23 protein-coding genes are annotated in these 21382 nt (G+C 56.2%); 16 read left to right on the top strand and 7 right to left on the bottom strand.

What is annotated here, in order from left to right; genetic code table 11:
- Positions 1–13 precede the first annotated feature (13 nt).
- The 3 genes from sucD to mdh form a co-directional block, all read right to left on the bottom strand.
- Complete coding sequence (gene sucD / locus OLX72_RS09175; protein ID WP_114871485.1) at positions 14–895, bottom strand: succinate--CoA ligase subunit alpha; 882 nt, start codon at positions 893–895, stop codon at positions 14–16.
- Positions 896–948: 53 nt separating this feature from the next.
- Positions 949–2142 (bottom strand): ADP-forming succinate--CoA ligase subunit beta, encoded by a 1194-nt coding sequence (gene sucC, locus OLX72_RS09180; RefSeq protein ID WP_114871484.1) that lies wholly within the window; start codon positions 2140–2142, stop codon positions 949–951.
- A 308-nt stretch (positions 2143–2450) separates the two neighbouring features.
- On the bottom strand, positions 2451–3413 hold the full coding sequence (gene mdh, locus OLX72_RS09185; RefSeq protein WP_433990318.1) for a malate dehydrogenase: 963 nt from the start codon (positions 3411–3413) through the stop codon (positions 2451–2453).
- 167 nt (positions 3414–3580) lie between these two features.
- Between mdh and OLX72_RS09190 the strand changes: the two genes are divergently transcribed.
- Positions 3581–4336 carry a sulfite exporter TauE/SafE family protein gene (locus tag OLX72_RS09190; protein WP_114871482.1) on the top strand — a complete coding sequence of 252 codons (756 nt, stop codon included), beginning with the start codon at positions 3581–3583 and terminating at the stop codon, positions 4334–4336.
- Here the strand turns inward: OLX72_RS09190 and OLX72_RS09195 are convergent.
- Positions 4333–4644 carry a hypothetical protein gene (locus tag OLX72_RS09195; RefSeq protein WP_254684809.1) on the bottom strand — a complete coding sequence of 104 codons (312 nt, stop codon included), beginning with the start codon at positions 4642–4644 and terminating at the stop codon, positions 4333–4335. The genes OLX72_RS09190 and OLX72_RS09195 overlap by 4 nt on opposite strands.
- A 298-nt stretch (positions 4645–4942) precedes the next feature.
- Here OLX72_RS09195 and OLX72_RS09200 point away from each other — a divergent pair, with 298 nt between their 5' ends.
- From OLX72_RS09200 to OLX72_RS09260, 13 genes are all read left to right on the top strand, one after another.
- A complete protein-coding gene (locus OLX72_RS09200; RefSeq protein WP_114872429.1) occupies positions 4943–5800 on the top strand; it encodes an HpcH/HpaI aldolase/citrate lyase family protein in 858 nt (285 codons plus the stop codon).
- Positions 5801–5807: 7 nt separating this feature from the next.
- A complete protein-coding gene (locus tag OLX72_RS09205) occupies positions 5808–6365 on the top strand; it encodes an NnrU family protein (protein WP_114871481.1) in 558 nt (185 codons plus the stop codon).
- Positions 6362–6565, top strand: coding sequence for a DUF1737 domain-containing protein (locus tag OLX72_RS09210; protein WP_114871480.1), 204 nt, complete (start codon positions 6362–6364; stop codon positions 6563–6565). The genes OLX72_RS09205 and OLX72_RS09210 overlap by 4 nt, the downstream gene beginning before the upstream one ends.
- A complete protein-coding gene (locus OLX72_RS09215) occupies positions 6566–7600 on the top strand; it encodes a MaoC family dehydratase (protein WP_114871479.1) in 1035 nt (344 codons plus the stop codon).
- Between the two features lie 29 nt (positions 7601–7629).
- Complete coding sequence (locus tag OLX72_RS09220; protein WP_433990319.1) at positions 7630–8073, top strand: hypothetical protein; 444 nt, start codon at positions 7630–7632, stop codon at positions 8071–8073.
- Between the two features lie 46 nt (positions 8074–8119).
- Complete coding sequence (locus OLX72_RS09225; protein WP_433990320.1) at positions 8120–8827, top strand: DUF1194 domain-containing protein; 708 nt, start codon at positions 8120–8122, stop codon at positions 8825–8827.
- Positions 8828–8985: 158 nt separating this feature from the next.
- Entirely contained in the window at positions 8986–9369 is a 384-nt protein-coding gene (sdhC, locus tag OLX72_RS09230; RefSeq protein WP_114871477.1) for a succinate dehydrogenase, cytochrome b556 subunit, read from the top strand.
- Between the two features lie 12 nt (positions 9370–9381).
- Positions 9382–9753, top strand: coding sequence for a succinate dehydrogenase, hydrophobic membrane anchor protein (sdhD, locus tag OLX72_RS09235; protein WP_114871476.1), 372 nt, complete (start codon positions 9382–9384; stop codon positions 9751–9753).
- A gap of 22 nt (positions 9754–9775) precedes the next feature.
- Positions 9776–11581, top strand: coding sequence for a succinate dehydrogenase flavoprotein subunit (gene sdhA, locus OLX72_RS09240; protein ID WP_433990321.1), 1806 nt, complete (start codon positions 9776–9778; stop codon positions 11579–11581).
- Entirely contained in the window at positions 11581–11868 is a 288-nt protein-coding gene (locus OLX72_RS09245) for a hypothetical protein (RefSeq protein ID WP_114871474.1), read from the top strand. Before sdhA ends, OLX72_RS09245 begins: the two co-directional genes overlap by 1 nt.
- Positions 11825–12751, top strand: a complete 927-nt coding sequence (locus OLX72_RS09250) for a hypothetical protein (RefSeq protein ID WP_114871473.1) — start codon at positions 11825–11827, stop codon at positions 12749–12751. The genes OLX72_RS09245 and OLX72_RS09250 overlap by 44 nt, the downstream gene beginning before the upstream one ends.
- Positions 12752–12859: 108 nt before the next feature.
- Positions 12860–13639 carry a succinate dehydrogenase iron-sulfur subunit gene (locus tag OLX72_RS09255; protein ID WP_114871472.1) on the top strand — a complete coding sequence of 260 codons (780 nt, stop codon included), beginning with the start codon at positions 12860–12862 and terminating at the stop codon, positions 13637–13639.
- 318 nt (positions 13640–13957) lie between these two features.
- Positions 13958–15133, top strand: a complete 1176-nt coding sequence (locus tag OLX72_RS09260) for a type III PLP-dependent enzyme (protein WP_114871471.1) — start codon at positions 13958–13960, stop codon at positions 15131–15133.
- A 48-nt stretch (positions 15134–15181) separates the two neighbouring features.
- Here the strand turns inward: OLX72_RS09260 and deoD are convergent, their stop codons facing one another.
- The 3 genes from deoD to OLX72_RS09275 form a co-directional block, all read right to left on the bottom strand.
- Positions 15182–15886 carry a purine-nucleoside phosphorylase gene (gene deoD, locus OLX72_RS09265; protein ID WP_433990322.1) on the bottom strand — a complete coding sequence of 235 codons (705 nt, stop codon included), beginning with the start codon at positions 15884–15886 and terminating at the stop codon, positions 15182–15184.
- Positions 15887–15907: 21 nt separating this feature from the next.
- Positions 15908–16231, bottom strand: a complete 324-nt coding sequence (locus OLX72_RS09270) for an H-NS family nucleoid-associated regulatory protein (protein ID WP_114871469.1) — start codon at positions 16229–16231, stop codon at positions 15908–15910.
- Positions 16232–16324: 93 nt separating this feature from the next.
- The gene (locus OLX72_RS09275; RefSeq protein ID WP_433990323.1) at positions 16325–18292 is read right to left on the bottom strand and encodes a methylmalonyl-CoA mutase family protein; all 1968 of its coding nucleotides are present in this window, start codon (positions 18290–18292) and stop codon (positions 16325–16327) included.
- Positions 18293–18440: 148 nt separating this feature from the next.
- Here OLX72_RS09275 and OLX72_RS09280 point away from each other — a divergent pair, with 148 nt between their 5' ends.
- Positions 18441–19853: a 1-acyl-sn-glycerol-3-phosphate acyltransferase gene (locus OLX72_RS09280; RefSeq protein ID WP_114871467.1), complete on the top strand. Its 1413-nt coding sequence runs from the start codon at positions 18441–18443 to the stop codon at positions 19851–19853.
- Positions 19854–19994: 141 nt separating this feature from the next.
- Complete coding sequence (gene ccrA / locus OLX72_RS09285; protein WP_114871466.1) at positions 19995–21281, top strand: crotonyl-CoA carboxylase/reductase; 1287 nt, start codon at positions 19995–19997, stop codon at positions 21279–21281.
- Positions 21282–21382 lie beyond the last annotated feature (101 nt).

Here is a 21382-nt window from a genome sequence, read left to right on the forward strand (position 1 = left end):
CGGGCCAATTCAGTTACCCGATCGCTTCCAGTACAGCTTCACCAAGGCTTGCCGGGCTTTCGGCCACGACAATTCCGGCACTGCGCATTGCTTCGATCTTGCTTTCCGCGTCGCCTTTGCCACCGGCTACAATGGCACCGGCATGGCCCATGCGCCGACCCGGAGGTGCGGTACGGCCCGCGATGAAACCGGCGGTGGGTTTCCAGCGGCCCTTTTTCTTTTCGTCTGCCAGAAACTGTGCGGCTTCTTCTTCGGCGCTGCCGCCGATTTCGCCGATCATGATGATGCTTTGCGTTTCAGGGTCGGCCAGAAACATTTCCAGAATATCGATATGTTCGGTGCCCTTGATCGGGTCGCCGCCGATGCCGACTGCGGTGGACTGGCCAAGCCCGCTGTCCGATGTCTGTTTCACCGCCTCGTAGGTCAGCGTGCCCGAGCGGGACACAACACCGCAGGATCCACGCTTGTGGATGTGGCCGGGCATAATGCCGATCTTGCAGGCGTCCGGCGTAATCACACCGGGGCAGTTGGGGCCGACAAGGCGCGATTTCGATCCGTCCAGCGCACGTTTGACCCGCATCATATCCAGCACCGGAATGCCTTCGGTGATGCAGATGATCAGTTCCATTTCAGCGTCAATCGCTTCCAGGATCGAATCCGCGGCAAAGGGGGGCGGCACATAGATCACGGACGCGTTCGCGCCGGTGGTGTGCATCGCTTCGTGCACGGAATTGAACACCGGCAGGTCAAGATGGGTGCTGCCGCCTTTGCCTGGCGTTACGCCGCCGACCATTTTGGTGCCGTAGGCGATCGCCTGTTCCGAGTGGAACGTGCCCTGAGAGCCGGTAAGGCCCTGACAGATGACTTTGGTGTTTTCGTCGATGAGAATGGCCATTCGGTGGCTCCTTGATATCTTTTGTTCGGAATGAAGGTTGGCGCGCTGTGCGATTAACCCTTCACGGCCTTCACGATCTTCTCGGCCCCGTCGCGCAGATCATCTGCGGCGATCACGTCCACATCGGAATTGTTGATGATGGCCTTGCCTTCTTCGACCTTTGTGCCTTCCAGACGGACCACCAGCGGCACTTTCAGGCCCACCTCTTTCACGGCGGAAACAACGCCCTCGGCGATCACGTCGCAGCGCATGATGCCGCCGAAAATGTTGACCAGAATGCCTTTGACGTTGGGATCGGATGTGATGATCTTGAACGCTTCGGTCACTTTTTCCTTGGTTGCACCACCACCAACGTCCAGAAAGTTGGCGGGTTCCGCACCATAAAGTTTGATGATGTCCATCGTTGCCATGGCAAGGCCCGCGCCGTTGACCATGCAGCCGATTTCTCCGTCCAGCGCGATATAGTTCAGATCGTATTTGGACGCGGCCAGTTCTTTGGGATCTTCTTCGGTTTCGTCGCGCAGTTCCGCAATATCGGAATGGCGATAGATCGCGTTGCCATCGAACCCCATCTTGGCGTCCAGACATTTGAGATCGCCCTTGTCGGTCACGATCAGCGGGTTGATCTCCAGCATTTCCATGTCTTTTTCGGAAAACATTTTATAAAGTGTGCCCATCAAGGCCACACATTGTTTGATCTGCGCGCCTTTCAGGCCCAAAGCAAATGCGATGCGGCGCCCGTGAAACGCCTGATACCCTGTCGCGGGATCAACACTGAACGACAGGATCTTTTCCGGAGTGCTTGCGGCGACTTCTTCAATGTCCATGCCGCCTTCTGTCGAGCAGACAAAAGAAATACGGCTGGTTTGGCGATCGACCAACAGGGCCAGATACAATTCCGTTTCGATGCCGGATCCGTCTTCGATATAGATGCGATTGACCTGCTTGCCCGCGGGACCGGTTTGATGGGTGACCAGTGTCCGGCCCAGCATTTTCTTGGCTTCCTGCGCGGCTTCTTCCACCGACTTGGTCAGGCGGACACCGCCTTTTTCCCCGGCGTCAGCTTCTTTAAAGCTGCCCTTGCCGCGACCACCGGCGTGGATCTGTGCCTTGACCACCCACAACGGACCGTCCATTTCGCCTGCGGCGGTTTTGGCGTCTTCCGCCCTTAACACGACCCGCCCGTCCGAGACCGGTGCGCCGTAACTGCGCAACAGTGCTTTTGCCTGATACTCGTGGATGTTCATCAAATCTGTCCCGTCTAGCTTCAATTATCTGCCTATAGTCGCGTGTTCGTCAGATAATTAAATGCCATTTTGCCGCAGTGGCGGCTTTTCGACAAGAAAAGCGACATTTGTGATCACAGGGAAAAATAGTGTGATCACAAAAATTCAAACCCGTCGGATTTGCAAAGTGATTCGCACCTGAATCTGCGGTACCAGCAGGGCTATCGGGCGTATATACGCTGTCTGCCTCTGAATATCCCCACGACATTCGTGCATAAAAAAACGCCCGTCAAAGCGGGCGTTTTCAAGTTCAGGTATCGCGTCCGAGATCAGGCCAGGCTTGGATCAATCTCTTTACAGGCGGCGACAAGGCCTTTCACGGCGTCGACAGATTTGTCGAACATGGCCTGCTCATCCTTGTTCATCTTGATGTCGACGACGCGTTCAATGCCACCGGCGCCAATCACTGTCGGAACTCCGACATAAAACCCTTTCAACCCGTAAGCACCATCGACAAAAGCGGCGCAGGGCAGCAGGCGTTTTTGGTCTTTCAGATAGGCCTCGGCCATTTCGATCGCGGATGTTGCCGGTGCGTAAAAGGCGGAGCCGGTTTTCAGCAGGCCGACGATTTCGGCACCGCCATCACGGGTGCGCTGCACGATGGCGTCCAGTTTTTCCTGCGTGGTCCAGCCCATTTTGACCAGATCAGGCAACGGAATGCCGCCAACCGTGGAATACCGAGTGAGCGGCACCATTGTATCGCCGTGTCCGCCCAGAACAAAGGCCGTGACATCGCGCATGCTGACATCAAATTCCGACGCAAGGAAGTGGCGGAACCGCGCGCTGTCCAGAACACCGGCCATACCGCAGACCTTTTCGTACGGCAGACCCGAAAATTCGCGCAAGGCCCATACCATGGCGTCCAGCGGGTTGGTGATGCAGATGACAAACGCGTCTGGCGCGTGTGCCGCGATGCCTTCGCCAACAGATTTCATGACCTTTAGGTTGATGCCCAGCAGATCGTCCCGGCTCATCCCCGGTTTGCGCGGAACACCGGCGGTTACAATGCACACATCCGCACCGGCAATATCGGCGTAAGACTGGGTGCCCGACAGGTTCGCATCAAACCCTTCCGAAGGCCCGGATTCAGCGATGTCCAGCGCTTTGCCTTCGGGTGTGCCTTCTGCGATGTCGAAAAGAACGACGTCGCCAAGTTCTTTCAAAGCGGCAAGGTGGGCGAGCGTGCCGCCGATCTGACCTGCGCCGATGAGGGCAATTTTGGGTCTGGCCATGGAATATGTCTCCGGTCCGTTTGGTTGGTGAAATTTGGACGCTTGCGTAGTCCCAAATGTATCAGGGTGCAAGGGTGCTGCGGTGCGGCACAAACGTGCGCGGGCACTGTTCGCTTGGCGGGAATGGCGCTAAAGCACGTCGCACACCAAGAAAATGAGGCTGCTGCATGCTGGTACTGGATTGGACGTTTTTTGCAATTGCCGGGCCCGCAGTTGTATTTGCAGGCGTATCCAAGGCCGGATTCGGATCCGGCGCGGCCTTTGCCGCGGCAACGATTCTGGCGCTGGTGATCGAACCGGGACAGGCACTGGCGATCATGCTGCCTTTGTTGATGTTGATCGATGCGGTGACATTGCGGCCCTATTGGAAAAAGTGGAGCTGGCCAGATGCCCGGGTTCTGATCTTCGGGGGTGTGCCGGGGGTCGCGCTGGGGGCTGCCCTGTTCCAAGTTGCGGATGCGGACGTGATCCGGCTGTTGATCGGCGGCATCGCCATTGCGTTCGTGGTTTGGCAAATTGCGCAGACCCGTGGCCTGATCCGGCCCGCCCGGGAACGTCTGCCGCTTTGGGCCGGCTGGGTTGCCGGTGGTGTTGCAGGGTTTACCAGCTTTGTCAGTCACGCGGGCGGGCCACCTGCGGCAGTGTATCTATTGTCGCAGAAACTGGGAAAAACCGGATTTCAGGCAACCACAGTGTTGGTGTTCTGGGCAATCAACATCGCCAAATTCATACCTTACGCGTTTCTGGGGATGTTCACCTGGCAAACAGCGCAAGCCAATCTGGTTCTTGCCCCGTTTGCATTGATTGGTGCGTGGTTGGGTGTGAAAGCGCACCGTCTGGTGCCCGAGCACGTATTTTTTGGACTGACCTATGTGTTGCTGGTGCTGACAGGTAGCAAACTGATCTGGGATGGGTTGTCTTAGGCGTCACTTCCAGCATCGGGCAGGGTTTCCGCAAGCGTTTCGAAAGCATCGCCCGAAGCGACAAGACAGGTGACCCCGTCAGGTGTTGTAACGGTGATTGTCCACGTGCCGGTTGTGCGCGCGGCAAAAAGTTCGACGATTGCGTTGTTTTGCCCCAAGCCGATGCTTTGACGGGTTTCGCCATAACCGGATGCAAGCCGTTCGATCACCAGATCGCGGGGGCCGCAATTGCGTGCGGTCTGCGCCTGCGCCAGTTCAAACCACGCAAAAAACAAACAGAAGGTCAGTGCGGCGGTCTTCAAAGCCATATCGTTTTTCAAGCGGTATCTCCTGTGCCGTCGGTTTCGTGCTGTTGAGGTCGGAATGGCCATCCCCTGGTCCGATTAAAGGCCGGTAGGGCAGGGTTCTGATCCACGTCTTCATGTGGTTGAAAGCATGCTTCCGAAGGCTTTGAATAATGGTTAACGCGGCGGGCGCAGGGCGCGAAAAAGGCTGATTACCTGATCGCAGACCATGCAAATTGCTGCGCCGCGGCAAGAAATCCCTTGAACATTCAGCCAAAAAATGGCCCTTTCAGGCGCAAATCCACGCCAGAAAGCTGCTGAAATGAACACAAAACTGCGCCCTTATCGGTCTGTCCTGTATATCCCCGCATCCAAACCCCGCGCGATGGACAAGGCCAAATCTCTGGCTGTCGATGCCATTATTTTCGATCTGGAAGATGCGGTTGCGGTAGATGAAAAGGATAATGCACGCGAAGGGTTGAAGCTGGCGCTGAGCGAGGGCGGATTTGGCCCGCGCATGCGTATCGTGCGCATTAACGCGCTGGATACCGACTGGGGCAAGAAGGATGCGCAAGCCGTTGCAGAAATGGATGCAGACGCGGTGTTGCTGCCCAAGGTCAACCATCCCGACGATATGGATGCTTTGGCGTCGATCACAGGTGATCTGCCAATCTGGGCGATGATGGAAACCCCGCGCGGCATCCTGAACGCGGCCGAGATTGCGGCGCATCCGAAGCTTGAAGGCTTTGTGATGGGCACAAACGATCTGGCCAAAGACCTGCAAAGCCGCACGCGGCCCGACCGTTTGCCGATGATGGCGTCGCTGGGTCTGTGTTTGCTGGCCGCCAAGGCCGAAGGCGTTGTGATCGTTGACGGTGTGTTCAACGCGTTCAAGGACGACCAAGGGTTGCAGGCAGAGTGTGAGCAGGGCCGGGATATGGGGTTTGACGGCAAGACGCTGATCCATCCGGCACAGGTTGCGATCGCGAATACGGCATTTGCCCCGACCGAAGCGGAAATTGATCTGGCGCGCCGTCAGATCAATGCCTTCGAAAAGGCGATAGCCGCCGGGCAGGCGGTTGCCGTGGTTGACGGGCGTATCGTCGAAAATCTGCACGTTGCAACTGCACGTGAAGTACTGGCAAAAGCAGAGTCAATCGAAGCCCTCGCAGCGGAGTGACCCGAAAATGACCCTGTTGATCCTTGGCCTGTTGCTATGGGTGGCCGCCCACTATTTCAAAAGATTGATGCCGGATGCGCGCGCCGCGCTGGGCGACAAGGGCAAGGGATTGGTGGCCGTTGCCGTTGTGGCGTCTGTCGTGATGATGATCCTGGGCTATCGAAGTGCCGGGTATGTAGATGTCTGGACGCCCCCGGCCTTTCTTGTTCACGTCAATAATACGCTGATGCTTCTTGCCTTCTGGGTCTACGGATCAAGTGCGGCCAAAGGCGCCAAGGTCTGGCCTGCAAACAAGATCCGCCACCCGCAACTGACAGCGGTGAAAATATGGGCACTGGCGCATTTGCTGGTGAATGGCGATCTGGCGTCTATCATCCTGTTCGGTGGACTGCTGGGCTGGGCTGTCGGTTCGGTCATTCTGATCAACCGGGCAGAGCCTGACTGGACACCGCCGCCGACAGCCGGAACAGCGACCAAAGTGCGCCTGCTGGTGATTACATTGGTGCTTTATGGCGTGGTTGCGGCCGTTCACGTCTGGCTGGGTGTGTGGCCTTTCCCGACATGAAACTCTATCGGTTTTTGACAGCAGATGACACTTCTGCGTTCTGCCACAAGGTTACGGATGCGTTGAATCGGGGGTGGTCGCTTTACGGTGATCCTACATATGCGTTCGATCAGGCGAACGGTGTGATGCGATGCGGGCAGGCGGTCATCAAGGAGGCAGACGGCACATACACACCCAACACAAAGCTTGGAGAACAGTAGATGGCGCAAAAGACCAATTCGGGACGGTTTTTTGAAGACTACAGCGTAGGCGATGTCTTGAACCACGCGGTGCCACGCACGGTAGGGGCGGGCGAACGCGCGCTTTACCATGCGCTCTATCCGGCGCGGCACGCCATTTATTCATCGGATGAATTCGCGCGAGCATGTGGATTGGCGGCCAGTCCGCTCGATGATCTGGCTGCGTTTCACGTGGTCTTTGGCAAAACTGTTCCTGATGTGTCTTTGAACGCTGTGGCCAATCTGGGTTATGCCGAAGGCCGCTGGCTGAAACCGGTTTATCCCGGGGATACATTGCGCTCGGTTTCCGAAGTGATCGGGGTCAAGCAGAATTCAAACGGCAAGACTGGTGTGGTTTACGTGCGCACGTGCGGAATGAACCAGCGCGAAGAAACGGTGCTGGAATACGCGCGCTGGGTGATGGTGCGAAAACGCGATCCCGGTGCCGCGGCGCCCGAAACAGTGGTTCCGGACCTGGCAAAGGTGGTTTCGCCCGAAGATCTGGTTGTACCCGAAGGTCTGGATTTTACCGGATATGATTACACTCTTGCCGGTGAACCGCATCGCTGGGGTGATTACGAGATTGGCGAAACAATCGATCATGTTGATGGAGTCACCGTCGAGGAAGCCGAGCATATGCTGGCAACCCGCCTTTGGCAGAATACATCGAAAGTGCACTTTGATGTGGCGGCACGCCCTGATGGAACACGGCTGATCTATGGCGGGCATGTGATTTCAATGGCGCGGGCGCTGTCGTTCAACGGGTTGGCCAATGCGCAGATGATGGTTGCTTTGAACAGTGGCGCGCACGCCAATCCCTGTCTGAGCGGTGATACGATCCGTGCATGGTCGCAAGTGCTGGACAAGGCAGAAACAGCTGGGCCGGGTGTGGGTGCGATCCGGCTTCGTCTTGTGGCAACCAAGGGCGGTGCACCATTCGAATTGAAAAGCAGCGATGGCAAGTACCTGCCCGAAGTCCTGCTGGATCTGGATTACTGGGCGCTGATGCCGCTTTGACGTAGGTCTTGCTTTTTCATGCAGCCCGGATGCATACGCGTCTTTTTGAGGGAGGGACAGATATGCTGACAGTGGCCGTTGGTCTTTATTGTTTTGCTGCGCTGGGCACTTTTGCGATGGCAATTGTTTACGGCGTTGCGCCTGTTCCGACAGCATACCACCGCGAAATTCTGAAACTGGACGGATCCGACAAGGGCAAGAATGCCGTACGGATCATTGGCGCGCTGTGCCGTGTGCTGGGCGGCGCGTTTGCCGCGTTGGCCTTTATGCTGGTCTGGCTGGCTTTGGTTCCGATCTCGGCCGATGTGTTATCCGCGAAACTTGCCGCACTTGTTGCGGGCCTTGCGGTTGCCATTCCGTCAATGATCATCCCGATGCAGATTGAAAAAGACACCGGAATCCGCACACCCTGGCGGATCGCTGCTGTCTTGCTGGTTGTCATACTGGTTGCGTTTGTTCTGTCGGTATTGTGACGTGAAACAGTAATGCGTTTTTGCGACCGCTTGATAAGGTCGCCTTATGAAACGGGTTTGCACACATTTGCGCTGGATAGGTCTGGGGATGGGTCTGGCGGTTTCGGCGGGTTCATTGGCACAGGCCTGCGATCTGGCGCTGGTGCTGGCGGTTGATGTGTCCGGTTCGGTCGATCCACAGGAATACCGTATTCAAATGGACGGACTGGCAGAAGCGTTGCGTGACGGGATCGTGGCCGAAGCACTGGTTGACGCACAAGCATGGCTGACACTTGTGCAATGGACGGGGTCATCGCGACAACAGACAAGCATCTCTTGGGCGCAGATGACCACGTTTGACGCAGTTGAAGCTTTTGCCGAACGGGTCACGCAAGAGCCGCTGCTATGGCGGAATTACTCAACGGCGATAGGGGAAGCACTGCATTATTCGCTGGCATCGTTTGATGACATTCCCGATTGCCGGCGCAAGGTGATTGATGTGTCGGGCGACGGTTCATCCAATGAAGGATTATCCCCGCGCGACATGCACGCGGCATTGAACGCGGAGAAAGTGACAGTAAACGCCGTTGTCATCGAAACAGATGGTGAAGACCTGACGGGGTATTTCTGGGAAAACGTGATCACGGGAGAAGGCGCTTTTGTCATGACCGCAAACGGCTTTGCAGATTATCCGGATCGCATCCGGCGCAAGTTGCAGCGCGAGACGGTGCGCCAGCTGTCCGATTTAGACAAAGGTCATCTGGATCTGCGATAATTGTGATCACACAATAATTACTGTGATCACAAAACGGAAATTGACCCCGGAAAAGTGACAGGCCGCGCCAAAAAACCGCGCTCTTGATGGTTTGATGCGGGTGACAGCCGGAAAAATTCCTATAAAACAGTGCGCATAGAACCGGAAAGGACTCACCCATGGCTGACGTGAACCGGGGCAATCGCCCGCTTTCACCGCACCTGTCGATCTATCGCCCGCAGCTTACTTCTATTACGTCGATCCTGACACGTATCACCGGCAATGCTTTGTTGCTGGCCGCGTTGCTGATCGTGTGGTGGTTTCTGGCGGCGGCAACATCACCTGAATATTTTGCCGTTGCGGACGGTCTGATTACCAGCTGGTTCGGCGACCTTGTGATGCTGCTGTCCTTGTGGGCCTTGTGGTATCACACGCTGGCCGGCGTGCGGCACCTGATCTGGGACAATGCCATCGGTCTTGAAATCGAAACCGCAGAGAAACTGGGATGGGCCGTGGTTATCGGCTCTTTGGTTCTGACGGTTCTGACCGTTGTGATCATATAAGGGGCGGCGCAGATGAGATATTTAACAGATCGCAAGCGGGCGTCGGGCATGGGAAGCGCCAAGTCAGGCGTGGCGCATTTCTGGGCGATGAAGGTCAGTTCTGTCGCCCTTTTGCTGCTGATCCCACTGTTCGTATTTACCTTCGGGTCGATGTTGGGCGCGCCACATGCGGATGTGGTGGCCTATTTCGCCCGGCCGTTTCCCGCCATTGTCGCCGCTCTGACAATCGTCGTCGGGTTCATGCATTTCAAAGATGGTGTGCAAGTTCTGATCGAGGACTATGTTCACGGATTGGCACAGAAGGTTCTGATCATTCTGATGATCTGCCTTAGCTACGCCGCCGCAGCGACCGGTCTTTTCGCCATCGCGCGCATCGCGCTTTAAGAACTATAGGGATTAGCAAGATATGGCTGCCTACGAATACGAAACACATGAATATGACGTGGTTGTGGTTGGGGCCGGCGGTGCAGGGTTGCGGGCAACGCTGGGCATGGCCGAACAGGGGCTGCGCACGGCCTGCATATCCAAGGTTTTCCCGACCCGGTCGCATACGGTTGCCGCGCAGGGCGGGATTGCGGCATCGCTGTCGAACATGGGCCCCGACAACTGGCAATGGCACATGTATGACACGGTCAAGGGGTCGGACTGGCTGGGTGATACGGATGCGATGGAATACCTTGCCCGCGAGGCTCCGAAAGCCGTTTACGAACTGGAACATTACGGTGTGCCTTTTTCGCGCACCGAAGACGGCAAGATTTACCAGCGCCCGTTTGGCGGGCACACCACAGAATTCGGCGAAGGCCCGCCCGTGCAACGCACCTGCGCCGCGGCTGACCGGACCGGTCACGCGATCCTGCACACGCTTTATGGCCAGTCGCTGAAAAACAACGCGGAATTCTACATCGAATATTTTGCGATCGATCTGATCATGTCCGAAGATGGCCAGTGTCAGGGCGTCGTCTGCTGGAAGCTGGACGATGGCACGATGCATGTGTTCAACGCCAAGATGGTCGTGCTGGCCACCGGCGGCTACGGGCGCGCCTATTTCAGCGCGACATCGGCCCACACCTGTACAGGTGACGGGGGGGGCATGGTGGCGCGGCAGGGATTGCCGTTGCAGGACATGGAGTTCGTACAGTTCCACCCGACCGGAATTTACGGATCGGGCTGCCTGATCACCGAAGGCGCGCGCGGCGAAGGTGGATACCTGACCAACTCTGAGGGCGAGCGTTTCATGGAACGCTATGCGCCGACCTACAAGGATCTGGCCAGCCGCGATGTGGTATCGCGCTGCATGACGATGGAAATCCGGGAAGGGCGCGGTGTGGGGCCGGATGGTGATCACATCCACCTGCACCTGAACCATTTGCCACCCGAAACTCTGGCGCTGCGGTTGCCCGGTATTTCGGAAAGCGCCCGTATCTTTGCGGGTGTCGATCTGAACAAGGAACCGATCCCTGTTCTGCCCACAGTTCATTACAATATGGGTGGCGTGCCAACGAATTACTGGGGCGAGGTTCTGAACCCGACCAAGAAAGACCCCGATGCCATCGTACCGGGGCTGATGGCCGTGGGTGAAGCAGGGTGCGCGTCTGTTCATGGCGCAAACCGTCTGGGATCGAATTCGTTGATTGACCTTGTTGTGTTCGGACGTGCAGCCGCGATCAAGGCGGGCAAGGTGGTAGATGCCGAAGCGCCTAACCCGGTGTTGAACCAGGCATCCGTTGATGCCGCTTTCGACCGGTTCGACGGCTTGCGCAATGCCGACGGAGGCACGCCGACAGCAGAGTTGCGTCTGGAAATGCAGCGTACGATGCAAGCCGATGCAGCGGTGTTCCGCACGGACAAGACACTGGCCGAGGGCGTCAAGAAAATGACGGACGTCGCAAACAAGATGTCCGATTTGAAGGTGACTGACCGTTCGCTGGTGTGGAATTCCGACCTGATGGAAACGCTTGAACTTGCGAACCTGATGCCGAATGCGCTTGCAACGATCCACGGTGCCGAGGCCCGCAAGGAAAGTCGTGGGGCACACGCGCACGAAGACTATGCGGATCGGGATGACAAGAACTGGCGCAAACATACGCTGGCCGTTGTCGATGGTGCAAAAGTCGCGCTGGCGTACCGCCCCGTCCATCTGGAGCCTTTGTCAAAGCAGGAAGACGGTGGCATCGACCTGAAGAAAATCGCGCCGAAAGCACGCGTTTACTGATGCGTTCCGGCTTTGCCATCCTGTTGCTGACGGCCGGCCTTTTACCATTTGGTACAGGGGCGGCCGATGCCAGATCGAAAGTAGACCCCGATTTCATCCTGTTGGGGTGTCTGCACGACAACGGCGTCAGGAAGGATATCGAATTTGCCCGGAAAAACGGCCCCCACAAAACATGGGAAACGATAGAGTTCACGGATTACCGTTTGTCGCCAGTCATGCGTGTTTCGTCAAAGCAGAAAGAAGGTGTTGCCGCTTGTTTCGCTGAAGAAATGGCAAAACACCGATGATGATACCGGGCTTGGCCAGATGATTGCGATTGTGCGCAAATCCCCGCTTGAGAGCGGATGGGGAAAAAGCGGCCTGAACCCGAACATGGCTTTGCAGGTGTTCGGAATGCGCCGGGCCGGGAATCATGCCGTGATCAACTGGATAATGCGCAATCCGCCGGAAGACAGTTCCGGTACGATTTTTCTGAACAATTGCCGCCCGTGGCGCGACCCGGTCGAAAGCCGCAAAAGCTTGGAAGTTAACGGCAAGCGTCGCGGTGACAAAACCGACACGATGGCCAAGGCGGGATCTTCGCCTTTGGTTGTTGTGTCCTACGAAGATTGCGCGCCACCCGCCGCAGATGTCGGGAAATCCATCATGCGCGGTTTCAAGATTGATGATGTGGATCACGTTGTCGTCGTCTATCGCGGGTTTCTGAACTGGAGCGCGTCCCTGCTAAAGAAGCTGCGCGGAAATCCGGGGTATTCGCCGGTGACGCGCAGCCGGATCATGCTGCGTTCTATCGAGCAATATGCCGAGGTTCTGGACCGGCTGAAATATCCCAACGTTATCGGCATCTGCTATGATGCCTGGGTCACTGCGCCGGCGTATCGTGCCGAAAAACTTGGCCAGCTGGGGCTGCCGGTAAAGGATAACGCATTGGGCGATATCCAGCGTTACGGTGGCGGATCATCGTTTCAGCAAGAGGCTGCAAAAGGTCAGGATCTGGGCGCGCACAAACGCTGGATCGAGATGGTTGAAGATTCAGAATACCTTGTGATGTTGTGGACAGTGGCGCAGGACGCCGCGTTTCTTGCGGTTTTGAAGGATCATTTTCCCGATGATGTCGAACTGCTGAAGCCGCTGGTCAATGCACACCCCGGATTGGGTGCGGCATTATGATGATGAACACACATATGGTTGGGACGTCTGGCGCCAACGTGGATTTTACGTTAGAAAACAATGAAATATTCGGGCGCTTGGGTCGTCCGTCAGCACAGGAGATGCGAAATGGTTCAACTAACGCTTCCTAAGAACTCGCGCATAACCACGGGCAAGGCATGGCCGAAACCCGAAGGCGCGACAAATGTCCGCAAGTTCAGCATCTACCGATGGAATCCCGATGACGGTCAGAACCCGCGCTTGGATACCTACTGGGTTGATATGGATACATGTGGTCCGATGGTTCTGGACGCGCTGATCAAAATCAAGAACGAGATTGATCCGACACTGACGTTCCGGCGGTCCTGCCGGGAAGGCATTTGTGGATCCTGCGCAATGAACATTGACGGGATCAATACGCTGGCCTGCATCTATGGCATGGACGAGGTGAAGGGCGATGTTAAGATTTACCCCTTGCCGCACATGCCTGTGGTCAAAGACCTGATCCCGGATCTGACGCATTTTTACGCCCAGCACGCCAGCATCATGCCGTGGCTTGAAACCAAAACCAATCGCCCCGCCAAGGAATGGCGCCAGTCGGTCGAAGACCGCGAAAAACTGGACGGGTTGTATGAATGCGTGATGTGCGCCTGTTGTTCAACGTCGTGCCCGTCCTACTGGTGGAACGGCGACAGATATCTTGGGCCGGCGGCCTTGTTGCATGCCTATCGCTGGATCATCGACAGCCGTGATGAAGCAACGGGCGAACGTCTGGATGAACTGGAAGATCCGTTCAAACTTTACCGCTGCCACACGATCATGAACTGCGCCAAGACTTGTCCCAAGGGTTTGAACCCGGCCAAGGCGATTGCGGAAATCAAAAAGATGATGGTTGAACGTACCGTTTGATTCTGTGAACGAGCCGCTGCCTCTGGCGGCGGCTCGCGCGGGCAATGATGCTGTCGGGCCCGCACTGTCCGGGTAATTGTTCATTGGATGATACCGGTTCCGATCCCTGATTGTGATCAACCGGAGCATTGCGCAAAAAAAATTCGGTCGACACAATAATCTCTATTGATCGACTCAAGCAATTGCCCCATATGCGCGTTCAGACGCCAACGCACGCGCCTCTGGCACGGCAGGGTTTCCCGCACGGTTACGTAGCGACGGTAACGTCTCCTTTGGAAATGAGCGGTCATGAATGGCCGGTTCTGTTGGAGATGACCAATGAATGCCTACGTCACCGATTTTTCGGAATTCAAAGCTGCACGCCCTGACCAGACACGCGCCGAAGTGTTTATCCGCAACACGCGGTTCGACAAGCCGACGCTTGTGCTGGATGTCGAAGCCGTTGCGCGCCAGTACGCGGCCCTGTCTGCGGGTCTGGGGCGGGCGCATATCCATTACGCTGTCAAAGCCAACCCGGCCAGCGCGATCATTGATCGTTTGGTACAAATGGGATCGGGATTTGATGCCGCTTCCCGTGGCGAGATCGAGCTGTGTCTGAGCCAGGGGGCTGACCCTTCAAAGATATCGTTTGGCAACACTGTGAAACGCGTCAGCGATATTGCGTTCGCGCATCAGGTGGGTGTGACTCTGTTCGCCGCAGACGCGGAAGAAGAGCTGGACAAGATCGCCGCGCATGCACCCGCTGCGCAAGTTTACATTCGTGTCATCGTGGACGCATCACAAGCCGACTGGCCGCTTAGTCGCAAGTTCGGCTGTGCGCGTACCAAGGTTCTGGCGTTGCTGTCGTATGCAAAGACCGTTGGCCTGACACCGGTCGGCCTGTCATTTCATGTCGGATCACAGACACGCCGCGCCGAGATGTGGACAGATACTCTGGATCAGGTGGCCAGCGTCTGGCGGGATGCGAAAGAGGCGGGATTTGATCTGTCCCTGCTCAACATCGGCGGTGGGTTCCCGGCGTTTTATGGTGAAGAGATTGACGGTGCGACCACGTATTGCGCGTCTGTGATGCAGCTGATCGCCGAACGCTTTGGCGATGTTCCCATGATCATGGCCGAACCCGGACGCGGTTTGGTGGCGGAATGTGGGGCCATCGCGGCCGAGGTTTTGCTGGTCTCCAGAAAATCCGACGACGATGTACACAGATGGGTTTATCTTGATATCGGTCGGTTTTCCGGTCTGGCCGAAACCGAAGGCGAAGCGATCCGTTATCAGTTTCTCACGGAAAAAGACGGTGATATTGAGGGGCCATGCATTCTGGCCGGGCCGTCTTGCGACAGTGCCGATGTTCTATACGAAAAACGCCCGGTCATGCTGCCGCACAATTTGTGCGCCGGTGACAAAGTGATCATCCGCAACTGCGGGGCCTACACGTCAAGCTATTCTTCGGTTGGCTTTAACGGTTTTCCCCCACTGGATGTAATGATCCTGTAAGGTGCGTTGTTCCGGGGCGTCCACGGGAGGGGATGCCCCGGAAATCTGTCAGGCGAACGCAGCTTCAAGCGCGATCTCGACCATGTCGCCAAAGCTGCTTTCGCGCTGGTCGGACGGAAGCGCCTCTTTCGTCAGAAGATGGTCCGACACCGTTAATATCGCAAGCGCCCGCCGGCCATAGCGCGCAGCAAGAGTGTAAAGTTCTGCCGCTTCCATTTCGACACCCAGTATGCCGTGACGCACCATCTGTTCATTCAGGTCCGGACGTTCATCATAGAACACGTCAGACGAATATATCCCGCCGACATGTGTTCTGGTGCCGTGGCTTTCGGCAGCGACCGCAGCGGCCCGCAACAGCGACCAGTCCGCTGAAGGAGCGAAATTCAGTTCTTTGAACAAAGACGATGACGGCGTGTTTACGGTTGTTGCCGTCATCGCGATAATCACGTCACGGATCGCAACATGCGGCTGCATGCCGCCGCAAGATCCGATGCGGATAAGCGTTTTGGCATCGAAATCGCGAATCAATTCATTCACATAGATTGACAGCGATGGCATTCCCATTCCGCTGCCCTGAATGGTTACGGGATGGCCATTCCATGTTCCGGTAAATCCCAGCATTCCGCGGGTTTCATTTACCAGTCGGATATCTTTCAGAAAGGTTTCCGCAGCCCATTTTGCGCGATAGGGATCGCCGGGCAATAAAACAGTTTCCGCAATATCGCCCGGTTCGGCCCCAATATGAATTGTCATGCGTTCGCCTTTAAGTAGTTATCAGATTTCCATCTTTGATGGATCTGTACCTGCTTTCAGCGCTTCTTTGAACCAAAAAGGCTGGCGTCCGCTGCCAGACCAGGTCTGGCTTTTGTCCTTGGGGTTGAAATACTTTGGTGGCCGTTTGGCTTTGGTATTCGAAGCATTGCGGCCAGCAGTCGGGGTTATGTCCGATAGGGAAAACCCGTATTCGGCAGCGGCCTTTTTTGCAGCTTCAAGCGCCAGTTTCTTCTCGGTGGCTTCGACAGCCTTTAATGCTTTTTGCACATCTGCGGCCAGTTTTTCGAGGTCTTTTCTGGACATCTCATTAAGATTGAGCGTCATTTTTTTCTCCCTGTGAGCGTTATCGCTTATCGCACAGGGAATTATTCTGTTTCAATCCATGCCATTGGCCGATTTTGTGTCAGCGTTAAAGCTTTATTGCGCTGCGACAGCTTTGGGGTCCGCCAGTTCAATTATATCCATCATGATTGAATTCAGTTCAAAATCTTTGGGCGTATAAACCCGCGCGACACCCATTGCCGCCAGTTTCGCAGCATCGTCGTCCGGTATGATGCCGCCTACAATGACTGGGATGTGCCCCAACCCCGCAGCATTCATTTTTTCCATCAGATCCTGAACAAGCGGAATATGCGATCCGCTTAAAATCGACAGCCCCACGACATGGGCCTGTGTTTCGATCGTATTCGCAACGATTTCATCCGGTGTCAGGCGAATGCCGTTATAGTCAATGTCCATGCCGCAATCGCGGGCACGAAATGCGATTTGTTCGGCGCCGTTCGAATGGCCGTCAAGGCCCGGCTTGCCCACCAGAAACTTCAACCGGCGCCCCAGCTTGTCGCTCACGGCATCTACGGCTGCGCGGATGTCGTCCAGCCCTTCTGTTTTGTTGGATACGGACGCAGACACTCCGGTTGGGCCGCGATAGGTGCCAAAGACCGCGCGCATCTGTTCGGCCCATTCGCCGGTTGTGACGCCGGCCTTTGCCGCTGCAATCGACGGTCCCATGATGTTTTCGCCGGTCTTGGCGGCATTGCGCAGGTTCTCAAGTGCGGCTTTTACGGCAACGGCGTCACGCTCTGAGCGCCAGGCGTTCAGTCGGTTGATCTGTTCCTGCTCAACGGCCGGGTCTACGACCATGATGCCGCCGTCTTCGGTTTGTAGGGGTGACGGTTCGGATGTTGTAAACTTGTTCACGCCCACAACCGTGACTTCGCCGGCTTCGATGCGGTTCAGGCGGTCTGCGTTGCTGTCGACCAGGCGGGACTTCATGTATTCAATCGCACTGATCGCGCCGCCCATGCTGTCCAGATTGGCCAGTTCCGCGCGCGCGCCGTCTTTCAGGCTTTCCACCTTGGCGTCTACGGCCGGGTTGCCATCAAACAGATCATCAAATTCCAGCAGGTCCGTTTCATAGGCCAGAATTTGTTGCATCCGCATTGACCATTGCTGATCCCATGGCCGGGGCAGACCCAATGCCTCGTTCCAGGCAGGCAGTTGCACGGCCCGTGCGCGTGCGTTTTTGGACAATGTCACAGCCAGCATTTCAATCAGGATGCGGTATACATTGTTTTCCGGTTGCTGTTCGGTCAGACCCAGACTGTTGACCTGCACGCCATAGCGAAAACGGCGGTATTTGGGGTCTGTGACCCCATATCGCTGTTCGCAGATTTCATCCCACAGGTCGACAAAGGCCCGCATTTTGCACATTTCGGTGACAAAGCGGATACCGGCGTTCACGAAAAAGGAAATACGGCCCACCAGGCGTGGAAAATCTTCGTCGGGCACCTGACCTTTCAGTCCGTCAAGCACTGCGGTTGCGGTGGCCAGCGCAAAGGCCAGTTCCTGTTCCGGCGTCGCGCCTGCTTCTTGCAGGTGATAGGAACACACGTTCATCGGGTTCCATTTCGGGACGTTCGTATAACAATACGCCGCCACATCCGTAATCAGTTTAAGCGACGGTTTGGGCGGGCAGATATAGGTGCCGCGCGACAGGTATTCCTTGATAATGTCGTTCTGAACGGTGCCTTGCAGTTGCGAAATGTCGGCGCCCTGTTCTTCTGCCACTGCGATGTACAGGGCCAGCAGCCAAGGTGCCGTGGCATTGATTGTCATCGATGTGTTCATCTGATCCAGCGGGATTTCATCGAACAATGTCCGCATGTCACCCAGATGTGCGACAGGCACGCCGACCTTGCCGACCTCGCCGCGCGCAAGGATGTGATCGCTGTCATATCCGGTTTGCGTGGGCAGATCGAAGGCAACTGACAAACCGGTTTGTCCTTTGGACAGGTTCGACCGGTAAAGCGCATTGGACGCGGCAGCGGTGGAATGCCCCGCGTAGGTGCGGATCAGCCAGGGGCGGTCTTTTTCGTGCTGGGTCATGGACGAACCTCGTGAATCACTTCGGCAATTTTATTGCGTTCAAAGGGTGATACTTGGAACTTTGCGCAATTGTCAATTCGCTGCATTGCGGCATTAGGCCCGAAACCGGTGATTGTGTGTGGCGAGATTTGCTGCCACGGTAAGGTTGATGACAACGACAGTAGAACTTCCTCTGTGGCTCTTGATTGTGATCCTGCTGTTCGCGGCGGTCACATTTGCATCGCATTTCCTGTTTCCGTCTGTACGCTGGTTCTTTCGCAGGCGGCTGGAAAAGGTCGTGGCCAAGGTGAACGAAAGGCTGGAACGGCCCATCGAACCATTCAAGCTGGCGCGCCGTCACGATATGATCCAGCGGCTGATTTACGACCCCGCAGTAACCCGCGCGGTGGCGGCCCATGCAAAAGACAGCGGTATCCCCGAAAACGTCGCCTTTGAAGAGGCGCGCCGCTATGCGCGTGAAATCGTGCCTTCATTTTCGGCCAGCGCCTATTTCGGCGTTGCGATCCGTCTGGCCAAACTGTTGTCGAACGCGCTGTATCGTGTACGGCTGGGCTATCAGGATGAAGACGCGCTCAAGTCACTGGATCCGGACGCGACAGTCGTCTTCGTGATCAATCACCGCAGTAACATGGATTATGTACTGGTTACATATCTGGCGGCAGAGCGGTCGGCCTTGTCCTACGCAGTTGGCGAATGGGCGCGTGTCTGGCCCCTTTCCGGATTGATCCGGGCAATGGGCGCCTATTTCATCCGGCGAAAATCGCGCAACGAGCTTTATCGCTGTGTGCTGGCCCGCTATGTCGGTCTGGCCACCAACGGCGGCGTGACCCAAGCCATGTTTCCGGAAGGTGGGCTTAGCCTTGACGGGGCGCTGAAGCCGGCAAAGCTGGGCCTTTTGAAATATATCTCGGACGGATTCACTGACGGTGATCGCGATGTGGTTTTTGTACCTGTCGCGCTGAACTATGACCGGGTTTTGGAAGACCGTATTCTGATCGCAGCCGGGGATGCAGGCGAACGCCGGTTCCGCGCGCGCATCAGTGTTGTCGCGGGATTTGCTCTCAAGCAGGTCTGGCTCAGGCTGACGGGACGTTTTCACAGGTTCGGCTATGCTGCGGTCAGTTTTGGATCGCCCCTGTCGCTGGCCCAGTTCAGCGCCGGCAAAAAGGGTGATATCGCGGCGTCCCTTGGGGCCGAGCTGATGCGGCGGATTGGCAATGTGGTGCCGGTGTTGCCTGTGCCCTTGGTTGCGCATGTCCTGCAGGGCGGTGCGCCGATGGATCGTGCGGAACTGGAACGGTCCGTTTCGGGCCTGTTGGCGCAATTGGGTGATGCCTACGTACATCTGCCGCGCAACAACCGCGATTATGCTGTCGAGGTGGGGGTACGCCATCTGGCAGAACGCGGGATCGTGATCGAAAAGGACGGGTTGTTCCACACACCTGAAGCGCAGCTCAGTGCACTGGCGTATTATGCGAACTCGATCCGGCATCTTGTCCCGAAGGACGGCCCCGTACTTTCTGCGGATGCGAAGGAAATTTCTGCGACTGCTGGGTCATAAAATTACCAATTTGAACCGTTTTGGGTTGCAATATTGCGTATCAGGCCATATCCCACGGTAGGCGCCGGGCGATTCTGCGCTGCGGCACGGCCTGATGTCAGGCTGTATGGTGTTAAGACAGGGACAAGATCAGGAGGCCACATGGCTTTGGACAACGATGGCGGAATTGCCAACTACGACGCACCCGAAAAAGATCTTTATGAAATGGGTGAAATGCCGCCTTTGGGCTATGTCCCGAAACAGATGTATGCCTGGGCAATCCGTCGGGAGCGCCATGGTGAACCAGACAAGGCCATGCAGGTAGAAGTTGTCGACGTACCGGTGCTGGACAGCAACGAGGTTCTTGTTCTCGTGATGGCTGCGGGCGTGAATTACAATGGCGTCTGGGCCGCTCTGGGCGTTCCGATCAGTCCTTTTGACGGACACAAACAACCCTATCACATTGCCGGTTCTGATGCGTCAGGCATCGTCTGGGCTGTCGGTGACAAAGTCAAACGATGGAAAGTTGGTGATGAAGTCGTTGTGCACTGCAACCAGGACGATGGTGATGACGAGGAATGCAATGGCGGCGATCCGATGTATTCGCCAACCCAGCGGATCTGGGGGTATGAAACTCCGGACGGGTCGTTTGGCCAGTTCACGCGCGTGCAATCGCAGCAGTTGATGCCGCGCCCCAAACATCTGACCTGGGAAGAGGCCGCGTGTTACACGCTTACTCTTGCGACAGCCTACCGGATGCTGTTCGGCCACGAGCCGCATGATCTGAAACCAGGTCAGAATGTTCTGGTCTGGGGCGCTTCAGGCGGTTTGGGATCTTACGCAATCCAGTTGATCAACACGGCGGGTGCGAATGCGATCGGCGTGATCAGCGACGAAGACAAACGCCAGTTTGTTCTGGATCTGGGCGCAAAAGGCGTTCTGAACCGCAAGGATTTTGATTGCTGGGGGCAAATGCCCACGGTGAATACCCCTGAATATGCCGCGTGGTTTGCCGAGGCCCGCAAATTCGGCAAGGCAATCTGGGACATTACCGGTAAGGGCGTCAATGTTGACATGGTGTTTGAGCATCCCGGCGAAGCAACATTCCCGGTGTCGACATTCGTTTGCAAAAAAGGCGGAATGGTCGTGATCTGTGCCGGTACTACCGGTTTCAATCTGACATTTGACGTGCGTTACATGTGGATGCACCAGAAGCGCTTGCAGGGCAGCCACTTCGCGCATCTCAAGCAGGCATCATCGGCGAACAAGCTGATGTTGGAGCGTCGTTTGGATCCATGCATGTCAGAAGTATTTTCATGGAACGATCTTCCGGATGCGCACATGAAAATGATGCGGAACGAACACAAACCCGGAAACATGGCGGTGCTTGTACAATCGCCTAAGACCGGACTTCGGACATTTGAAGACGCGCTGGAAGCCAAGCGATAAAAGCAGAAACACTCTGTCTCTTGATTGACACCTGCGACTGGTTTGGGCCGGTTGCAGGTGTTTTTTATTATTAATCATGTGAATTCAGAAGGTTAAAATAT

Source organism: Sulfitobacter sp. TBRI5 (assembly GCF_051013555.1).
In the GTDB taxonomy this organism is placed as follows: Bacteria; Pseudomonadota; Alphaproteobacteria; order Rhodobacterales; family Rhodobacteraceae; genus JL08.

What these genes read in the sequence shown, in the direction of transcription:
- sucD (WP_114871485.1), bottom strand. Translation starts at nt 895, where the DNA reads ATGGCCATTCTCATCGACGAAAACACCAAAGTCATCTGTCAGGGCCTT.
- sucC (WP_114871484.1), bottom strand. Translation starts at nt 2,142, where the DNA reads ATGAACATCCACGAGTATCAGGCAAAAGCACTGTTGCGCAGTTACGGC.
- mdh (WP_433990318.1), bottom strand. Translation starts at nt 3,413, where the DNA reads ATGGCCAGACCCAAAATTGCCCTCATCGGCGCAGGTCAGATCGGCGGC.
- OLX72_RS09190 (WP_114871482.1), top strand. Translation starts at nt 3,581, where the DNA reads ATGCTGGTACTGGATTGGACGTTTTTTGCAATTGCCGGGCCCGCAGTT.
- OLX72_RS09195 (WP_254684809.1), bottom strand. Translation starts at nt 4,644, where the DNA reads ATGGCTTTGAAGACCGCCGCACTGACCTTCTGTTTGTTTTTTGCGTGG.
- OLX72_RS09200 (WP_114872429.1), top strand. Translation starts at nt 4,943, where the DNA reads ATGAACACAAAACTGCGCCCTTATCGGTCTGTCCTGTATATCCCCGCA.
- OLX72_RS09205 (WP_114871481.1), top strand. Translation starts at nt 5,808, where the DNA reads ATGACCCTGTTGATCCTTGGCCTGTTGCTATGGGTGGCCGCCCACTAT.
- OLX72_RS09210 (WP_114871480.1), top strand. Translation starts at nt 6,362, where the DNA reads ATGAAACTCTATCGGTTTTTGACAGCAGATGACACTTCTGCGTTCTGC.
- OLX72_RS09215 (WP_114871479.1), top strand. Translation starts at nt 6,566, where the DNA reads ATGGCGCAAAAGACCAATTCGGGACGGTTTTTTGAAGACTACAGCGTA.
- OLX72_RS09220 (WP_433990319.1), top strand. Translation starts at nt 7,630, where the DNA reads ATGCATACGCGTCTTTTTGAGGGAGGGACAGATATGCTGACAGTGGCC.
- OLX72_RS09225 (WP_433990320.1), top strand. Translation starts at nt 8,120, where the DNA reads ATGAAACGGGTTTGCACACATTTGCGCTGGATAGGTCTGGGGATGGGT.
- sdhC (WP_114871477.1), top strand. Translation starts at nt 8,986, where the DNA reads ATGGCTGACGTGAACCGGGGCAATCGCCCGCTTTCACCGCACCTGTCG.
- sdhD (WP_114871476.1), top strand. Translation starts at nt 9,382, where the DNA reads ATGAGATATTTAACAGATCGCAAGCGGGCGTCGGGCATGGGAAGCGCC.
- sdhA (WP_433990321.1), top strand. Translation starts at nt 9,776, where the DNA reads ATGGCTGCCTACGAATACGAAACACATGAATATGACGTGGTTGTGGTT.
- OLX72_RS09245 (WP_114871474.1), top strand. Translation starts at nt 11,581, where the DNA reads ATGCGTTCCGGCTTTGCCATCCTGTTGCTGACGGCCGGCCTTTTACCA.
- OLX72_RS09255 (WP_114871472.1), top strand. Translation starts at nt 12,860, where the DNA reads ATGGTTCAACTAACGCTTCCTAAGAACTCGCGCATAACCACGGGCAAG.
- OLX72_RS09260 (WP_114871471.1), top strand. Translation starts at nt 13,958, where the DNA reads ATGAATGCCTACGTCACCGATTTTTCGGAATTCAAAGCTGCACGCCCT.
- deoD (WP_433990322.1), bottom strand. Translation starts at nt 15,886, where the DNA reads ATGACAATTCATATTGGGGCCGAACCGGGCGATATTGCGGAAACTGTT.
- OLX72_RS09270 (WP_114871469.1), bottom strand. Translation starts at nt 16,231, where the DNA reads ATGACGCTCAATCTTAATGAGATGTCCAGAAAAGACCTCGAAAAACTG.
- OLX72_RS09275 (WP_433990323.1), bottom strand. Translation starts at nt 18,292, where the DNA reads ATGACCCAGCACGAAAAAGACCGCCCCTGGCTGATCCGCACCTACGCG.
- OLX72_RS09280 (WP_114871467.1), top strand. Translation starts at nt 18,441, where the DNA reads ATGACAACGACAGTAGAACTTCCTCTGTGGCTCTTGATTGTGATCCTG.
- ccrA (WP_114871466.1), top strand. Translation starts at nt 19,995, where the DNA reads ATGGCTTTGGACAACGATGGCGGAATTGCCAACTACGACGCACCCGAA.